The sequence below is a fragment of the Nocardia sp. NPDC019395 genome (assembly GCF_040632335.1).
GTDB lineage: Bacteria > Actinomycetota > Actinomycetes > Mycobacteriales > Mycobacteriaceae > Nocardia.
In genome coordinates this window covers 370825-386850 of sequence record NZ_JBEYBT010000002.1, presented here as the reverse complement: position 1 = coordinate 386850, position 16026 = coordinate 370825, and the positions used below count along the sequence as shown (strand labels likewise).

The following is a 16026-nucleotide window of genomic DNA, read 5'->3' as shown; positions in this document are numbered from 1 at the left end:
CGGCCGCCTGCGACGTCGATCAGGCGCCGCAGGCGGCCAGTACCAGTTCCCGGACCCGGGCAGCGTCGGCCTGGCCGCGGGTGGCCTTCATGACATCCCCGACGATCTTGCCCGCGGCCTGGACCTTGCCCGAACGGATCTTGTCGGCGATATCCGGGTTGGCGGCCAACGCCTTGTCCACCTCGGCCTGCAGCGCGCTGTCATCGCTCACCATGCCCAGGCCCTTGCTCTCGACGATCGCGCCCGGATCGCCTCCGCCGTCCAGCACCAGGTCGACGACCTGCTTGGCGACCTTGTTGTTCACCGTTTTGGCCTCGACCAGGGCGATCACCTCGGCCACCTGGGCCGGAGTGATCGGCAGGTCCTCGAGCGCGACACCGCGTTCATTCGCCTTCTCCGTGAGGTAGGCGACCCACCAGGAGCGGGCTTCCTTGGACGGGGCGCCCGCGTCGACCGTGGCGATGATGAGGTCCAGGGCGCCCGCGTTCACCAGATCGCGCATGACCTCGTCGGATACACCCCAATCCGATTGGATACGCCCGCGCCGCAGCCACGGGTACTCGGGGATGGTGCCGCGCAGTTCGTCCACCCAGTCCGCCGCGGGGGCGACCGGTTCCAGATCCGGTTCGGGGAAATACCGGTAGTCCTCGGCGGTTTCCTTGCGGCGGCCCGGCGAGGTGGAGCCGTCCGACTCGTGGAAGTGGCGGGTCTCCTGGATGATCTCCCCGCCGGTCGCGAGAACCGCTGCCTGGCGGCGCATTTCGAACCGGACGGCGACCTCGACACTCTTGAGCGAGTTCACGTTCTTGGTTTCGGTGCGGGTGCCGAAAACATCCGCGCCGACCGGCATGAGCGAAACGTTGGCATCGCAGCGCAGCGAACCGTGTTCCATCCGGACATCGGATACATTCAGCGATTTCAGCAGATCCCGCAGGGCCGTCACATACGCGCGCGCCACCTCCGGCGCCCGGTCACCGGCACCTGTGATCGGTTTGGTGACGATCTCGATCAGCGGCACCCCGGCCCGGTTGTAATCGAGCAGCGAATGGCTGGCGCCGTGGATCCGGCCGGTGGCACCGCCGACATGCACCGATTTTCCGGTGTCCTCCTCCATATGGGCGCGTTCGATCTCGACCCGGAAGGTGGTGCCGTCGTCGAGCGGAACCTCCAGGTAGCCGCCGGTGGCGATGGGCTCGTCGTACTGGCTGATCTGGTAGTTCTTCGGCTGATCGGGGTAGAAGTAGTTCTTGCGCGCGAACCGGCCCCACGGGGTGATGGAACAGTTGAGGGCCAGCCCGATCCGCACCGCCGACTCGACCGCCTGCTGGTTGACCACCGGAAGCGATCCGGGCAGCCCCAGGCAGACCGGGCAGACCTGGGTGTTGGGGTCGGCACCGAATGTGGTCGGGCAACCGCAGAACATCTTGGTCGCGGTGGACAGCTCGACATGGACCTCCATGCCCAGCACCGGCTCGTACCGGGTCACGACATCGGCGTAATCCATGAGTTCGACGGTGGGTGCGCTCATGGACCACAGTCTAAGCGTGCAGGTGTACCGGCCCGGCGGTCACCTCAGGTGGCCGGAAACCGTTCACCTGCCCAACCGGTGACGGTATCGAGAACCATCGGGTCGATGGTGGTCTCGATGGATTCGTATTCGCTGGGCAGGCCGGTGTAGGCGGGCTGCATGAGATGGTTCAGTCCGTCGAACACCCGGACTGTCCGGTCCGGCTTCTCCGCGAGCAGTGCCCGCATCGGGTCCACGTTCTGCTCCGCGACCACCTGGGCGTCCTTCGACCCGAAGAACGCCAGCACGGGCATCCGGAGCGCCGCCAGCGCCGGCGCCGGATCGTAGGAGACCAGCGCGGCCATATACGGGGTGTTCTGGGTGGTCAGCGGCTCACTGACAGCACGCAGATCGGCGGGTAGTGAACGGTTGTAGGTTTCCGCTAACCGATCGGCTTTGGTGAGCCGGCCGGCGCGCAGCGCGGCGGTCCAATCGGTGAGGAAGGCGCGGTGGGCGTCGACCTGCTCCGGCGTCGCACCGGCCATGGTGAAACCCCGGGTGCTCTGGTCGAGGACGATATCGGTGCCCGTGATCGCGGGCCCGGCCATCGCGATCACGAACGCGATCTCGTTCTCGGGCCGGGAGGCGACCAGTGGGGCGAGGAACCCGCCCTCGCTGTGCCCCAGCAGGCCGATCCGCGCCGGGTCGATTTCGGGGCGGCCGCGCAGATAGCGGAGACCGGCCTCGATATCGGCGGACAGATCGGCGTAATTCGATTGGTTCAGGTTGCCGCCGGTACCGCCCACTCCGCGGTCGTCGGTGCGCAGTACCGCGTATCCAGCGCGGGTGAGGGTATCGGCGAGTAGCAGGAACGGACGGTGCCCGGCGATCTCCTCGTTGCGGTCCTGCGGACCACTGCCGGTGACGAGTACGACAGCGGGCACCGGGGCGGTGGTATCGGGTCGGGTGAGTGTGCCCGCGATCGTGAGATCACCGTTCCGGTACGAAACATCCTCGGCGATATACGGATACGGCTGTTTCGGTTCCTGGGGGCGAGCGGGTGGCGGGACCTGCTGCCGGTTCAGGGTGAGTCCGAAGGTCTGACCGGCCTGACTGAAATCCCCGACGATGGCGCCGGCGGACTCGTCCAGCCGGCCGGCGAACCGGGCGTCGCCGGGGACATCCGGAACATCGAACTCCACCTGATCGGGTTCGGCCACCACATCGCTCAGCGGAATCCGGTTCAGCTGCTGTGCGGGAATATCGATGACACCGCTGTACCGTCCGGTGAATTCCACCCCGACTCGCACGGGCGCCCCGGGCACATCGATGGCCCCGTGCCACTGGCCGCCCACCCGATCGTCGACCGACTGGTCCGCACAGCCGACGAGCATCGAGACGAGCAACCACACAACAGCTACCGGCAACGCTCCCCTGCGATGGCGCATGGTGCGACTGTATCCGCCGCTGCATCTTCGGCGCTGTCTTCGGCGGCGCGGGTCGGGGTCCTATTGCCGGGATCCTTTCGACCGAGCCCGAATCCGGGGTGCCGCTTCGACGACGTGGGTCGGGGCACTGTTGACTCCGGTCTCGGGGCAGCCTTCCGTGGAGGGGCGGGAGGTAGACCTTCCGTGAAGAGGCGGGGAGGTAGACGTTCCGTGAAAGGGCGCGCTGTGTTTATTGGAGCCGCTCCGCGGCTCGAGGGTGGGGCCCTGTTGACCCGGTTCTTCACTCCTGCGCTCCTCCGCTTCGCTCCCCCGCTCCGTCGCTCCAGAACCGGGCGGGCCCCACCCGGAGAGGTCCACATACGGATGTACAAACGGGGCAAGGTTGCGTGCGGCAGAGTCGTTCTCGTACTGGGTGGGCCGGCGGGCGGAGTAGTGGGATGGGCGGTCAGCCGAAGAAGGCCTGTGCTTCCTGGTAGCGGTCGAGGGGGACCCGTTTCAGTTGTTTGGTTGCCTCGTGTAGGGGGACGAGCCCGATCTCGGTGCCGCGCAGTGCCACCATTTGACCGAAGTGGCCGGCGTGGACGGCTTCGGCGGCGTGCAGGCCGAAGCGGGTCGCCAGGACCCGGTCGTACGGGGACGGGCTGCCGCCGCGCTGGACGTGCCCGAGCACGGTGGTGCGGACCTCTTTGCCGATCCGGCGTTCGATCTCCAGGCCGAGCTGCTGGGCGACGCCGGTGAATCGCTCGTGCCCGAATTCGTCGACACCGCCTTCCCGCAACGTGAACCCGGAATCGGGGGCGGGATGCGCGCCTTCGGCGACCACACAGATGAAATGTTTGTCGCCGCGCTGGAAACGGCTTTTGATCAGTGCGCAGACCTCGGTCACATCGAACGGCTGTTCCGGGACCAGGGTCAGGTGCGCCCCCGCCGCCATCCCGGCGTGGACCGCGATCCAGCCTGCGTGCCGGCCCATCACCTCGATGAGCATCACCCGCTGATGGGATTCCGCGGTGGTGTGCAACCGGTCGATGGCCTCGGTGGCAATGGACAGCGCGGTATCGTGACCGAAGGTCACATCGGTGCAATCGATATCGTTGTCGATGGTTTTCGGAACGCCGACGACCGGGACACCTTCCTCGGACAGCCAGCTCGCGGCCGTCAGGGTGCCTTCCCCGCCGATCGGGATGAGCGCTTCGATCCCGTTGTCGTCGAGGGTCTGCCGGATCCGGCCCAGGCCTTCGCGCAGCACATCCGGGTTGGTGCGGGCGGTACCCAGCATCGTGCCGCCCTTGGCGAGCAGGCGATCGGTGCGGTCGTCGTTCTGGATGCGGATCTTGCGGTCCTCGAGTAACCCGCGCCAGCCGTCCTCGAAGCCCACGACGGCGTCGCCGTAGCGGCCGTTCGCGGTGCGGACCACGGCACGGATCACCGCGTTCAGTCCCGGACAGTCCCCACCGCCGGTCAGGATTCCGATGCGCATGGCGCCCATCTTGCCCGCTTCCGGCCCTCCGCGCCGCTTCGGCCCCGTGAATGTCGGGTAACGCCGGGCGCGGCCGTGCCGCAAGCCGGTATCACGCCGGGCAGGAACCGCCGGTGAATTCGCCCAGATGCCGCGAGATGAGGCCGGCCATCTTGTCGAGAAGATCCATACCGTCGGCGAAAGTACCCGAATCCGGTTGTGCCGCAATCGCGACCGCGATCGTGCCGCCGGCGACCGGGACCAGCCCGAACTGGCGCACCAGATACGCGCCGTCCGGGTTCGGGCCCCAGCCGCCCTTGAATTGGGCCGTGCCGAAAACCGAACCCAGACCCCACTGCTGGTTCGCGCTCACCGACCCCATGAGCTCGACCGCCCGTTCCGAACCGGGCAGACAGGGCAGCTTGGAAGCGAAACGTACCTGATCGGCGAGCGACCAATCGGACTGGCCGAACGAGGAGTACTCCGACCGGCTGCGTTTCTCCTGGACAACGGTCGCATTGTCACCGCCCTCGCGCAGCACCGCCTGCACCGACAGCGCCGCCTCACGCGGGGAACCGAGCCCCGACCAGAGGCTGTCGGCGGCGGAATTGTCCGAGGCGGTGATCGCGGCCGACGTGGCGTAGCTCTGCCCACCCGGGTTCTTGCGTTCGGCGGCGACGACCAGCGGAACCTTCATCGTCGACCAGGCCGGGCCGGTGGTCAATTTACCTAGCCCGACGGATCTCTCCCCGCCGACCGGCATGATCGCCAATCCGAGTGGGCCCTTCTCCGACCGTTCCAATTCGGCGAAGTCCGCGGCCAGCGTCCCGGGGATGGTGATCGACACCTCCCCGCCCGGCGCGCCGGCCGCCGCGGCCGGGGTTACCGAGGTGGAAACCGTACGCGGTTGGGTATCCGATCCGCACGCGGCGACAACGGCCGCGACAGCGAGGCAGCCGAGCAGGGCGACCAAGCGCCGGGCCGGGGAGAGTTCCCGTTTCGTCTCGGTCGACACAACTCTGCGCATGACGTTCGCGATCTCCCACAGTCCCGCTGGTTCCTACCCGGTCGAAAGACCGTACTCCATCGGCGACCTTAGCCCGGCCGGGATCGGCCCGCGAACTGTGCGCAGTGCCGGCCCGCGCCGGCGGCCCGGTACAGCCCGCGCCGCGAGCCGGTCAGTACAGATAGACGACAGCGTTGTTACCGCCGCTGCAGGTGACCAGATCGTTCTCGGCGACGCATTCCAAGGTGTAGGCCTGGCCGGTCACCGGGCTGGTGGCCTCGACGGACACCGGGTCGCCCTCGGCCGAGACCACTCCGGGATCCAGATACGCCTGCCGGACCGCTTCGGCGAATTCGCAGCTGGTCACCGAGGTACCGACAGCGGCCGAACCGTACGGGCCGCTCGGATTCGACGTGGCCGAGCAGCGTTGCGCACCCGCCGGCAATCGGGCCGGCGCGGTCGTGGTCGCGGACGATGTGGCGGTGGGCGAGGTAGTCGTGGACGAGGTGCTGGTCCGTGCCGCGGCGGTGGTGGTGGCGGCGGCGCCGGTGGAATCGGCGGCGCTGGGTGACGATTCCTCGCCGGAGCCGAGAAACTGGAAACCCAGCACCGCGGCCAGCACGACGAGCAGGAAAACACCGGCGCCGGCCATTATCGGGACGAGCCGGGACCGCCGGTCCTCGTTCTCCGGCGCATCGGACCGAGACGCGTTCGCGACGTAGCTGTCGCGGTAGCCGGCCTGGTAAGCGGCGGCGTACGAGTCGTGCGGCGGATCGGCCGAATCGGGACCCGAACCAGAGCCGCCGTAGCCGAACAGGCCGCCGGGGCCGGGGTGTGCCGATGGAGAGGGTTGCGGGTCCTCGTATCCGTCCGTCCTCTCGGCTGTCCACCAGGCGCCGCTGGACGGCCGGGCATCCTCGTCCGGCGGATAGCCGTGCCCGCCCGCACCGGGTCCTTGCGGGTCCGCGTCGGATCCCTGCTCGTCCGAGTCGTACCCCTGCCGGTCGGGGCCGTAGCCGTACCGATCCGCACCGTAGCCGTACTCGTCCGCTCGGTACCCGTGCTCACCCGGCCGGTAGGCGCGATCGTCCGGACCGTATGCGCGGGTGGTTTCCTCGCCGGCGTTCTCGGTGGGCGCCGGGTCCGGTTCCCGCGTCTGGAAGACACGGGTGGATTCCCCGGCATCCGGCGCGGAGTAACCGAGACCCTGCCCGTAGATACGGGTCGTCTGATCGGGCGGGTAGAAATCGGCGACCGGCATACCACCGGTCGCGGGCGCCGAGTCCGGGTGCTGCGCGGGGTCCGCTTCCGGGTGTAGCTGCTCGCTCTGGAACAGGTGGGCGTCGGGGAACGGACGGATACCGGTCGCCGCGGAGGCGGGCGGCTCGTCGGATGTGTGTGGCGGCTCGTCGGATGTGAGTGGGGTGAACTGGAATTCGGTCGCGCGGACCGAAGTGGGGTCACCGGGGATGATCGCGGGCAACATGGTGGTTTGATCCATCGACCCGTCGTCGTCGCGCTGCGGCATCCGGACCACGAGGGTGGGTATACCACCGGTCGGCGGCGACGAGTCGATGGGAGACACCGGGGTTGCGGGGAATTCGCCGGACGGGGGCGCGGGTTCGGCTCCCGGCTGCCGCGGCGGATGCGCCGGTGAGTTCAACGCGTCACGGGCGGCAACGGCGAGTGCTCCTGCGGTAACGAAACGCTCGTGCGGATCCTTGGCCATACCGCATGCGATCACATCGTCGAACGCGGCCGGTAACCCGGTTCGCTGAACGCTTGCCCGGGGCGGCGGATCGGCGAGATGCGCGCGGATCAGCATGCCGATACTCGTCGCCTCGAACGGCTCGGCGCCGGTGAGGCATTCGTGCAGCACGCACGCCAGTGAGTAGATATCGGCCCGGGGGGTGACCGGTGCGCGATCGAACCGCTCCGGCGCCATATACGTGTAGGACCCCACGGCGACACCGGCCTGCGTCACCCCGGTATCACCCTCGTGATGGGCGATACCGAAATCGGCGAGATAGGCGAAATCGGCGTCGGTGACCAGGATGTTCGCGGGTTTCACATCGCGGTGCACCAGCCCGTCGGCATGGGCGGCGTCCAGGGCGGCGGCGATCTGCTCGATCACGGCGACCGCGCGTTGCGGGCTCAGCGGCCCACCGGTCCGCAGGATCGACCGCAGATCGGTCCCGGGCACCAGCCGCATATCGATGAACAGGCGGCCCTCGATAACGCCCCAGTCGTGGATGGGGATGATATGCGGTTCGGCCAGCCGGGCCGCGGCCTGCGATTCGCGACGGAACCGGATCTGATATTCCGGATCGCCGACCAGATCGCCGGCGAGCAGTTTGAGCGCGACCACCCTGTCCTTGACGGTGTCGTAGGCCTCGTAGACCTCGCCCATACCGCCTTTGCCCAGCAAAGAGCGCAGTTCGTAGGGACCGAACCGCCTACCGACCTCGGAACCTGGCGCCTGCACCCGTTCATCCTCTCCACGTCGCGGGCGCCGTATCGACCCGATCGCGGAATGGCGGCCGGGCTGCCCGTCAAACCTCGGATTGTCCCGGGGAAACCACACCGTGGTCAAACGCGTACACGATCGCCGCCGCGCGGTCCCGCAGTCCCAGTTTGCCGAAGATATGGCCCACATGGGATTTCACGGTGACCTCCGAGATTCCGAGGGCGTGGGCTATCTCACTGTTGGCCCGGCCGCGGCCGATCAACGCCAGAACCTCGTATTCACGGCTGGTCAGATCACCGCCGGTGGGCGGCGCGACAGGGGCGGCCGCGGCCGAGGTGCGGTAGGTCGACAGGACTCGGCCGGTGACGCCGGGATCGAGCCAGGCGCCGCCCGCCGCGACGGTGCGAACGGCCCGGATCAGATCCTCGGCGGGCGAATCCTTCAGCAGGAATCCGGCCGCGCCGGCGCGCAGGGCACCGGACAGCAACTGGTCGTCGTCGAAGGTGGTGAGGACCAGTACCGGGGGTTCGTCGGCGCGGGCCCGCAGCAGCCGGGTGGCGTCGATCCCGCCGACACGTTTCATCCGCAGATCCATGAGCACGATATCCGGGGTCTGCGCCGCGACGGCGGCCACGACCTCGTCACCGTCGGCGCATTCGCTGATCCGGAACCCGTCGCGGCGGCGCAGGATGCGGCGCAGCCCGCCGCGCACCAGTTCCTGATCGTCGACGATCAGGACCTCGAGGGTGTCGGGGTCGCTATCAGCCCTGGTCATCGTCTGCTCCTGTGCTTCGGCGGCCGGATCCACGATCATCCGGCGTCATATCGCGGGCCGGGGCGCCGGGGGTGCGTATCCGCGATCAAGTTCGACAGCGGGCAAAGTCCGCTGTCGGCCCGGGCGACGGGGCCGTTCGTATCCGCCGGCCGGTCGTGCAGCGGGAACTCGGCGCGCACGATCCACCCACCGGCCTCGGGTCCGACATGGATCCGGCCGCCGAGGCCTTCCGCCCGCTGCCGCATCCCCGCGACACCGGTACCGTGCCCCGCCCGCGGAGCCGCCCCGGCGGGCAAGGTGTTGCGGACCCGCACGATCACCGAGCGTGCCCCCACTTCCATAGCGAACTCCACCTCCGCGCCCGGTGCGTGTTTGGCGATATTGGCCAGCGATTCCTGGCAGATCCGGTACAGCGCGAGACCGACCGCCGCGGAAACCCGGGCCGGATCACCGGTGACCCGCCGGCGCACGCTCAGCCCCGCGTTGACGAAGTCGTCGATCAGGGTGGGGATATCGTCGGCGCCCGGCTCCGGCCCGGCCGCGGCCGGGCCCGAATCCAGCAGGCCCACCGTGCGCCGGATATCGGCCATGGCCTGGCGACCCAGGCGTTCGGCGTCGGCCAGGGCATCCACGGCCTCGTCCACATCGCGATCGGTTGTCAGCGCGTGCCGGGCGGCGGTGACATGTAGCAGCGTCACCGTGAGCGAATGGGCGATCACATCGTGCACTTCGCGGGCGATCCGGTTGCGCTCGGTGGTCGCGGCCTGCGCGGCCCGGGCGTTCTGGTTCTCGCGTTCCTGATAGAGGAACAGGCGCTGATACTGCAACATCACCCCGACCAGCCAGCCCAGCAGAATCCCCAGTGCGTACATCGGGACGCCGGTGCGCAGCACGTCGTTCTGCCACAGCACCTGGAGCAGGACGGCGAAAGCCACCAGTTCGGCGGCCGCGAGCAGCGCCAGCGGGATACTCACTCGTTTCGGGGCTATCGCCGCAATCTCAGCGGTCACCACCATCAGTACGAACGGCGCGAAATCGGCGTCCACCGGCTGAGCGAGAAACAGGGCCGTGGCTGCCATCGTCGTGGCGCTCAGCGCCAGCGGTTTGGGCACGATCCCGAACAGAATGTAGGACGGTACCGAGACGAACAGGAGCACCAGCGCCAGCAGTGGCAGCACCGTCGGGAAGTACTCGTGGCGCTGCAGGCAGGACACCACTCCCAGGACCAGCAGCGCCAGATCGGCGGACAGCACGACCTTGGGCGGATAGTCGAACGGGAGTTCCCGCAGGGGGTGCAGCGTTATCCGCGGTGTGCGGCGCGCGACCCATTCCCCTGCCGGTCGCCACACCCGTGACAACCCGCCACCGGGCGCAGCTTGCCGCCGGTAGGCGGCCACGGAGCCGTTCCCGGTCGGCACCGCGCCCACCGTGGCCGATGCCCCGGGCCCCGAGCCGGCACCGGGTTCCCCCCGCGTGTGGTCATCCACCGCGGCGCCGGATGTGAGATGGCTCTCGGGCATATACCCAGGGTAATCAGCCGGGTACCGGCCCGGCATCCTCCCACGGCCGGGCCCGCGCTCCCACTCCGGTAGGAGATCGATTCACGCCCGCGGCACGACGAAACGCGGGAGTCCGATCCGTAGCGTGAAACCCGACGACGCCGCACCCGACCGGGCGGCGAACACCAGGCCCCCGACCGAAAGGGCACGGACCATGTCCTGGACAGAGCAGCACCTTCGCACCGAGATCCTGCACACCGTTCTCGACCGGGCGGCCACCGATCCCGCCCGAGCCGACCTGTTCGACGATATCCCGCACCTCGACCGCCTGTTCGGCGGACCGCACGGGGTACTTGCGGCACTGCGCTACCGATGGAACATTCATCTGGACGCCAAACTGGAGTTGCACTCGGCCCGGGGTATCACCGTGGACGAGGCCTATCTCGAGCTGGCGGCGGAACAGCCCGCCTTGCGCGCGGTGCTCGACGCCCGGACGGCGTCGCGGGTGCTGGTCGGGTGAACCACTCCCGTACGGGACGGAACTGCCCGGCGGTTCACAGCGGGGCGTCGGCCCACCACTGTTCGATGTTCTGACGCGCCGCCGGACCCGAATCGCGGACGAACAACAGCGAATTACTGCGCGGTGAATCCACCCCGGAACCGAAGGCGACCAGCATATTCACCGCGACTCGGCCGCGGTCGCCGGGATCCCCCCAGATATGCGCGGTGTACGGTTCGCCATCTTTACCGCCGGATACCGAATCGTGCTGGGGCACGGCGGCGATCACCTCCCGGACAGCCTCGGCATCCGGGTAGGTGATGACCGTGTAATCCTTCCGGGTCGGCTGCAACTGGGTCTGGCGGCAATCCCAGATCGCCTCCCAGGGCTGGGATTCCAGCACATCGTCGAATACCGGCACGCCCGGCAGAACCGGTATCCGGTCGCCGGGCTCGTACCGGCTGCAGCGCGAATTCTGATATCCGCGCCCGTCGCGTTGGGATCCCTGCGGAAGCAGAGTCGGGAACAGGCGCCGGGTTCGGTCACCGGGTTCCTCGCCGGAATCGGTCGCACCGGGAGCGGAGGTTTCGTTCTCCAGGGTCGAGGTCTGCGCCGCCGGTGCACTCTCGGAATCGGATCCGCTGGTATTCAGTAGCGCCAGCGCGGCTGCCACGACCACCGCGATCACAATGAACGGCACCAGGATCGCCACCGCGATCCACGGCGCACGGCTGCGCCGCACCGGAGCGGCGTACACACCCGGGGGTGCCGGCGCAGCGTAGGGCTGCGGGCCGGGCGGGTAGATTCCGTGCCGGCCGGTGGTTCCGCGGCCGGTGGTCTCCGGGGATTCGGCCGGGTAGCCGGTGCCGGTCGGTGGACCGGCGCCGGTTTCGGGATCGGCCCGAGGCTGGACCGGAATACCACCGGTGTGCTCGACACCCACGGGTATCGCGGCGAACCCGCCGGTCTGCTCGACCGCCGGGCCGGGACGGCCGGTGGGCGGGGCAGGTCGGGTGATCGCGACGGTGGGCTGGGCCCCGGTCTGATCGATCTCGCCGGGTAGAACGGTTCCGCCGGGCCGCACAACGGCATTGCCGCCGGTCTGATCCACAGCCGGACCGCCTGCCCGGGCCCCCGGCGGAACGGGCGGTGTCCCCGGCGATACAGGCTGGGCGCTCGCGGGCTGGGGTGGGGTGCCCGGTGCGACGGCTCCCGGATACCGCCCCTCGACCGGATAACCCGGTGCCGGGCCGCCTACCCCGCCGGGCGGCACCGCGGGGGGTGGTACGGGTTGTGCGGCGGGAAATCCCGCCGCCGTACCGGAATACCCGGTGCCGGGCCCCGTCTGTTCCGCCGCCTGCGGGTAGGGCGGCGACGGTGCGGTGAGTGCTTGCTCGGCGGCCGCCGCGAATTCGACACACGTGCGGTACCGATGCCCGGGCTGTTTGGCCATGGCCTTGGCCAGCACCGGATCCAATCCCGGCGGCAGACCCCGTCGTTTGACCGCCAGCGGCGGCGGTGCCAATTGCAGATTTCCGTGGATGATATCGGCGGGATTGGGCGAATCGAACGGCGCCATACCCGTGAGCAGCCAATACAGCGCACAAGCCAGCGAATACTGGTCCGAACGGCCGTCCATATCGCCGCCGGTCATCTGCTCCGGAGAAGCGAACGCGAGCGTCGCGGTGAACATCCCGGTCTGCGTCAACCGGACCGTTTCCGCACGCAACCGGGCCAACCCGAAATCGGTGAGGAATACCCGCTCACCCTGACCGGTATTGGCGCGGGCGAGCAAGATATTGGACGGTTTCACATCGCGGTGCAGAACGCCCCTTCCGTGCGCGTAGTCGAGAGCGTCGGCGACGCCACTGATGATCTGCACCGCCTTTTCCGGCGGCAGCGCAAGAGAATTGACGGTTCCCGCGTCGGCACCGTCGACGTACTGCATGCACATCCACAGATGCTCGCCCTCGGCCCCGCGGTCGTAAACGGTGACAATGCCCGGATGGTCGAGCGCCGCGGCCAGATCGGCCTCCCGCTCGAAACGGGTCCGGATCGCGGCATCGGCGAAGAGTTCCGGTTTGAGCAGTTTGAGCGCGGTCAGCTTCCCGAGCCGGGGATGCCGGGCCAGATACACGGCGCCCATTCCGCCCTCACCGAGTGATCGCTCGATGGTGAACCCGGCGAACACGTCACCGCTGTTGAGCAACACGACCCCCTTCGGGTGACTGACAGATTCGTGAGCCTACCGGGCCCACGACGCCGGTTCCGCCGTGACAACGGTAATTCGAGCGGTCCATGGAAACCTGATGATCCGTTCAGCCGGGTGTGACCAAACCGGATTCGTAGGCCAGCACCACTGCCTGCGCGCGATCACGCAGATCCAATTTGGTGAAGACCTTCGACACATGCGTTTTCACTGTCTGCTCGGCAATGAACAGGGCTTCGGCGATCTCGGTATTGGACATTCCACGAGCGAGCAGTTCCAGAATTTCCCGCTCCCGGGGAGTCAGCGCGCCCAGCGCGGGAGCGGGGGTACGCCGCGCGGACCGCCGCGTGGTCACCTCGGCGATCAACCGCCGGGTCACGGTCGGTGCGAGCAAGGCCTCGCCGGCGGCGACCACACGCACGGCGCGAACCAGTTCCTCGGCGGGAGCGTCTTTGAGCAGGAAGCCGCTGGCCCCGGCGCCGAGCGCCTCGTAGACGTAATCGTCGATATCGAAAGTGGTCAGCATGAGCACGCGCACTGGGGGATCGAAGCCGGCGGCCAGAATCGAGCGAGCGGCATCGAGACCGTTCATCTCCGGCATACGAACGTCCATCAGCACGACATCGGGCCGCAACCGCGCGGCCTCGGCGACGGCCACTTTCCCATCGGGGGCGTCACCGACGACACTGATATCGGGCTGCGCGGCCAGCAGGGCGCCGAATCCCTGCCGGACCATGGCCTGATCGTCGGCGATCAACACGGTTATTGCCACGGGGGTCAGCTTAACTGTGTATATGGCGCCGCCTCCGGCGTCGCGGGGTTCGGGGCCCCCTTGGTCTCGTTCTTCACTCCCGGCACTCAGTCGCTGCGCTCCTTCGCTCTGGTCGCTCCAGAACGAGACGGGCCCCGAACCACCAAGGTGCACCGGCCGCATGCCGGGAACGGGGGTGGGGTCGCGTGTGGACGCACGGATGCTGGGGACGATCAGGCGGGGGTGCTCTGTTCGGGGGGTGTGGTCAAGGGGAGGTCTGTGGGAGTCTGGTGGGGTAGGCGGGCGTTGACGCGGAAGCCGCCGTCGGGGGTCGGTTCCGCGGTCAGGCGGCCGCCGACGGCAAGGGCGCGGGCCTGCATTCCGGCGATACCGAGGCCGCCGATACCGGTTGGGGCCGGGCCGGTTCCGGGGCCGTTGACCACGGTGAGTTCGAGGGATTCCGCGCAATCGATGGTGACGCGGACCGCGGCGCCCGGGGCGTGCCTGCCCACGTTGGCCAGGGATTCCTGGACGATTCGGTACAGGGCCGAACCGACGGTATCCGGTATCAGCGTGAGGGTGCCCTCGACCGACCAGGTGAGATCCACACCGGCGCGGGCTGCGCCGACGAACAGCGCTTCCAAGTCGGCCGCGGTGGGTTGGGGGGCGTGCTCGGCGAGTTGACCGTCGCTGCGCAAAACCCCGAGCAGGCCGCGGATCTCGTTCAGGGCTTCGCGCGCGGTGGCACCGATCGATTCGAATTCCGCGCGCGCCGCGTCGTTCACATCACTCACCCGGTAGGGCGCGGTCTGGGCCTGCACCACGACCAGTGACATGTGGTGTGCGACCACATCGTGCAGGTCGCGTGCGATCCGGGCCTTCTCCTCCAGGATGGTGCGGCGGGCGCGCTCCAGCTCGCTGAGTTCGGTCTGCCGGTTCAACTCCGACCGTGAACGGACCAGCGACCGCAACAGCAGCCCGATGAACACCGTCGCGCCCAGCGACACCGGCCAGGCCCACGGGTCGGCGCCGACGCCCTCGGTGGACAGTGCGGCACCCAGCAGCAGCGAGGTCGCCGCCCACACCACCGCCGTCAACTGCGGCGGCGACCGCAGCGCCACCGCGAAGACCAAGAAATAGAGGGCGACGATATGCACCACCTGGAACGGCAGGGCCTCACCGGGCTCGTTCGGTACCGCCAGGGCGATGAGCAGTGCCGAACCCGCCGAAACTGCCCAGCCCAGCGGCGCGTTCACGCGGATCAGCAGTACCGGCAGCGCGGCGAAGGCCGCGACGAGCGGGGCGATCGACCACGGCACCTGGTGGGTTATGAACAGGGTGGGCCATGCCACAGCGAACAGCACCACCGTGACCAGGACAGTGGCCCCGTCGACCCACCACCGCAGGCGCAGGCGGGCGAGCCGGCCCCAGAAGCCCGGTGACTTCACTGCCGGTTGCGCGGCACTGTGCTCCATCATGGCTTCGACACTACGAACCCGCCGCCTGTGCGCACCTCATACCGTGGGGTGAATTCCGACCGGTACACCCGGACTAGTGCCGGGCCGGGCTCGCCGCCCAGACCTGCACCGGAAACCCCTCCCGAGCGGGACGGCCGCGACCGGTATCGATTCATAGCGTCCAGGTCATGCTTGTCTCGAACACTGCCGCGCGCCACCGAGGACGGCTGTACCACGCGGTGCTCGCGGTCGCGGGGGTCGCCGCGGCGGTATCGCTGCTGCCGGCGCCTACGGCCGACGCTGCCGGTCCCACTCGCACTCCGGCCGCGTCCGCCGTCCACGCGCTGACCTCGCCGGACCAGGTGACCACGCCGCGACTGCCGGACGATTTCGCTGATATCACCGGATACCGCCCGGCACGGATCGACGGCATGCTGATCGCCCCGCACGGTTCGTGTTCGTCTCCGGTCCCGCTGCCGGTGGAATTCGATACCGCCTGCAAAGCCCACGACCTCGGCTACGACCTGCTGCGCTACGCCCAGCACAGCGGTCTCCCGCTGGGCCAGTGGGCCCGCCGGGACCTGGACCGCGCGCTCGCCGGCCGGATGCGCGCCGCGTGTACGCACCGTCCCGGCCCACTGGCCCGCACCCGCTGCGCCGCCATGGCCGAGGTCGCGGCGGTGGCGGTCGACCTCAACTCACGCCGCCAGCATTACGGCGTCCCGGTGGTCGAGCACTTTTCGCTCGCCGAGGCGGCGGGCACCTGGTTGCCCCGGCTGTCTGCCCTGGCGCTCGCCGCGTTCGCGGCCCTGCTGGTCGGGCGCGCTGTCGCCGCCGGCGGGCTCGCACTCGGCACCGTTTACCGCAGAGTCCCGCGACCCCGGTACGCGCCGGCCTCACCACGCCGGAGATTCGCATGAAACCGACGCCACGGGTCCACAGACACCTC

The 16026-nt window shown here is 68.8% G+C and carries 11 protein-coding genes and 1 pseudogene; 2 read left to right on the top strand and 10 right to left on the bottom strand.

Annotation, left to right across the window (positions count from 1 at the left end; all coding sequences use genetic code 11):
• Positions 1-19: 19 nt before the first annotated feature.
• From gatB to ABZ827_RS10485, 7 genes and pseudogenes are all read right to left on the bottom strand, one after another.
• A complete protein-coding gene (gatB, locus tag ABZ827_RS10515) occupies positions 20-1528 on the bottom strand; it encodes an Asp-tRNA(Asn)/Glu-tRNA(Gln) amidotransferase subunit GatB (protein ID WP_357235554.1) in 1509 nt (502 codons plus the stop codon).
• Positions 1529-1572: 44 nt separating this feature from the next.
• Positions 1573-2955 (bottom strand): alpha/beta fold hydrolase, encoded by a 1383-nt coding sequence (locus tag ABZ827_RS10510; RefSeq protein WP_357235551.1) that lies wholly within the window; start codon positions 2953-2955, stop codon positions 1573-1575.
• A gap of 445 nt (positions 2956-3400) precedes the next feature.
• Complete coding sequence (locus ABZ827_RS10505) at positions 3401-4435, bottom strand: ATP-dependent 6-phosphofructokinase (RefSeq protein ID WP_357235548.1); 1035 nt, start codon at positions 4433-4435, stop codon at positions 3401-3403.
• A gap of 91 nt (positions 4436-4526) precedes the next feature.
• Positions 4527-5441 (bottom strand): hypothetical protein, encoded by a 915-nt coding sequence (locus ABZ827_RS10500; RefSeq protein ID WP_357235546.1) that lies wholly within the window; start codon positions 5439-5441, stop codon positions 4527-4529.
• Between the two features lie 1636 nt (positions 5442-7077).
• A pseudogene (locus tag ABZ827_RS10495) lies at positions 7078-7905 on the bottom strand (serine/threonine-protein kinase); the annotation flags it as partial.
• Positions 7906-7972: 67 nt separating this feature from the next.
• Positions 7973-8662 carry a response regulator transcription factor gene (locus tag ABZ827_RS10490; protein WP_357235543.1) on the bottom strand — a complete coding sequence of 230 codons (690 nt, stop codon included), beginning with the start codon at positions 8660-8662 and terminating at the stop codon, positions 7973-7975.
• Positions 8663-8697: 35 nt separating this feature from the next.
• Positions 8698-10182, bottom strand: coding sequence for a histidine kinase (locus ABZ827_RS10485; protein ID WP_357235540.1), 1485 nt, complete (start codon positions 10180-10182; stop codon positions 8698-8700).
• 124 nt (positions 10183-10306) lie between these two features.
• Here ABZ827_RS10485 and ABZ827_RS10480 point away from each other — a divergent pair, with 124 nt between their 5' ends.
• Positions 10307-10681 (top strand): hypothetical protein, encoded by a 375-nt coding sequence (locus ABZ827_RS10480; protein ID WP_357235537.1) that lies wholly within the window; start codon positions 10307-10309, stop codon positions 10679-10681.
• Positions 10682-10715: 34 nt separating this feature from the next.
• On the opposite strand, the gene ABZ827_RS10475 is transcribed toward ABZ827_RS10480, so the two are convergent.
• The 3 genes from ABZ827_RS10475 to ABZ827_RS10465 form a co-directional block, all read right to left on the bottom strand.
• Positions 10716-12872 carry a protein kinase gene (locus ABZ827_RS10475; RefSeq protein WP_357235535.1) on the bottom strand — a complete coding sequence of 719 codons (2157 nt, stop codon included), beginning with the start codon at positions 12870-12872 and terminating at the stop codon, positions 10716-10718.
• A 106-nt stretch (positions 12873-12978) separates the two neighbouring features.
• Positions 12979-13641, bottom strand: coding sequence for a response regulator transcription factor (locus ABZ827_RS10470; RefSeq protein WP_357235532.1), 663 nt, complete (start codon positions 13639-13641; stop codon positions 12979-12981).
• A gap of 212 nt (positions 13642-13853) precedes the next feature.
• Positions 13854-15098 (bottom strand): sensor histidine kinase, encoded by a 1245-nt coding sequence (locus tag ABZ827_RS10465; protein ID WP_357235530.1) that lies wholly within the window; start codon positions 15096-15098, stop codon positions 13854-13856.
• Positions 15099-15265: 167 nt separating this feature from the next.
• Between ABZ827_RS10465 and ABZ827_RS10460 the strand changes: the two genes are divergently transcribed.
• Entirely contained in the window at positions 15266-15997 is a 732-nt protein-coding gene (locus tag ABZ827_RS10460) for a hypothetical protein (protein WP_357235527.1), read from the top strand.
• Positions 15998-16026 lie beyond the last annotated feature (29 nt).

Bases quoted from the DNA above. Each gene is read 5' to 3' on its own strand.
- gatB (WP_357235554.1), bottom strand. From the start codon at position 1,528: ATGAGCGCACCCACCGTCGAACTCATGGATTACGCCGATGTCGTGACC.
- ABZ827_RS10510 (WP_357235551.1), bottom strand. From the start codon at position 2,955: ATGCGCCATCGCAGGGGAGCGTTGCCGGTAGCTGTTGTGTGGTTGCTC.
- ABZ827_RS10505 (WP_357235548.1), bottom strand. From the start codon at position 4,435: ATGCGCATCGGAATCCTGACCGGCGGTGGGGACTGTCCGGGACTGAAC.
- ABZ827_RS10500 (WP_357235546.1), bottom strand. From the start codon at position 5,441: ATGCGCAGAGTTGTGTCGACCGAGACGAAACGGGAACTCTCCCCGGCC.
- ABZ827_RS10490 (WP_357235543.1), bottom strand. From the start codon at position 8,662: ATGACCAGGGCTGATAGCGACCCCGACACCCTCGAGGTCCTGATCGTC.
- ABZ827_RS10485 (WP_357235540.1), bottom strand. From the start codon at position 10,182: ATGCCCGAGAGCCATCTCACATCCGGCGCCGCGGTGGATGACCACACG.
- ABZ827_RS10465 (WP_357235530.1), bottom strand. From the start codon at position 15,098: ATGATGGAGCACAGTGCCGCGCAACCGGCAGTGAAGTCACCGGGCTTC.
- ABZ827_RS10460 (WP_357235527.1), top strand. From the start codon at position 15,266: ATGCTTGTCTCGAACACTGCCGCGCGCCACCGAGGACGGCTGTACCAC.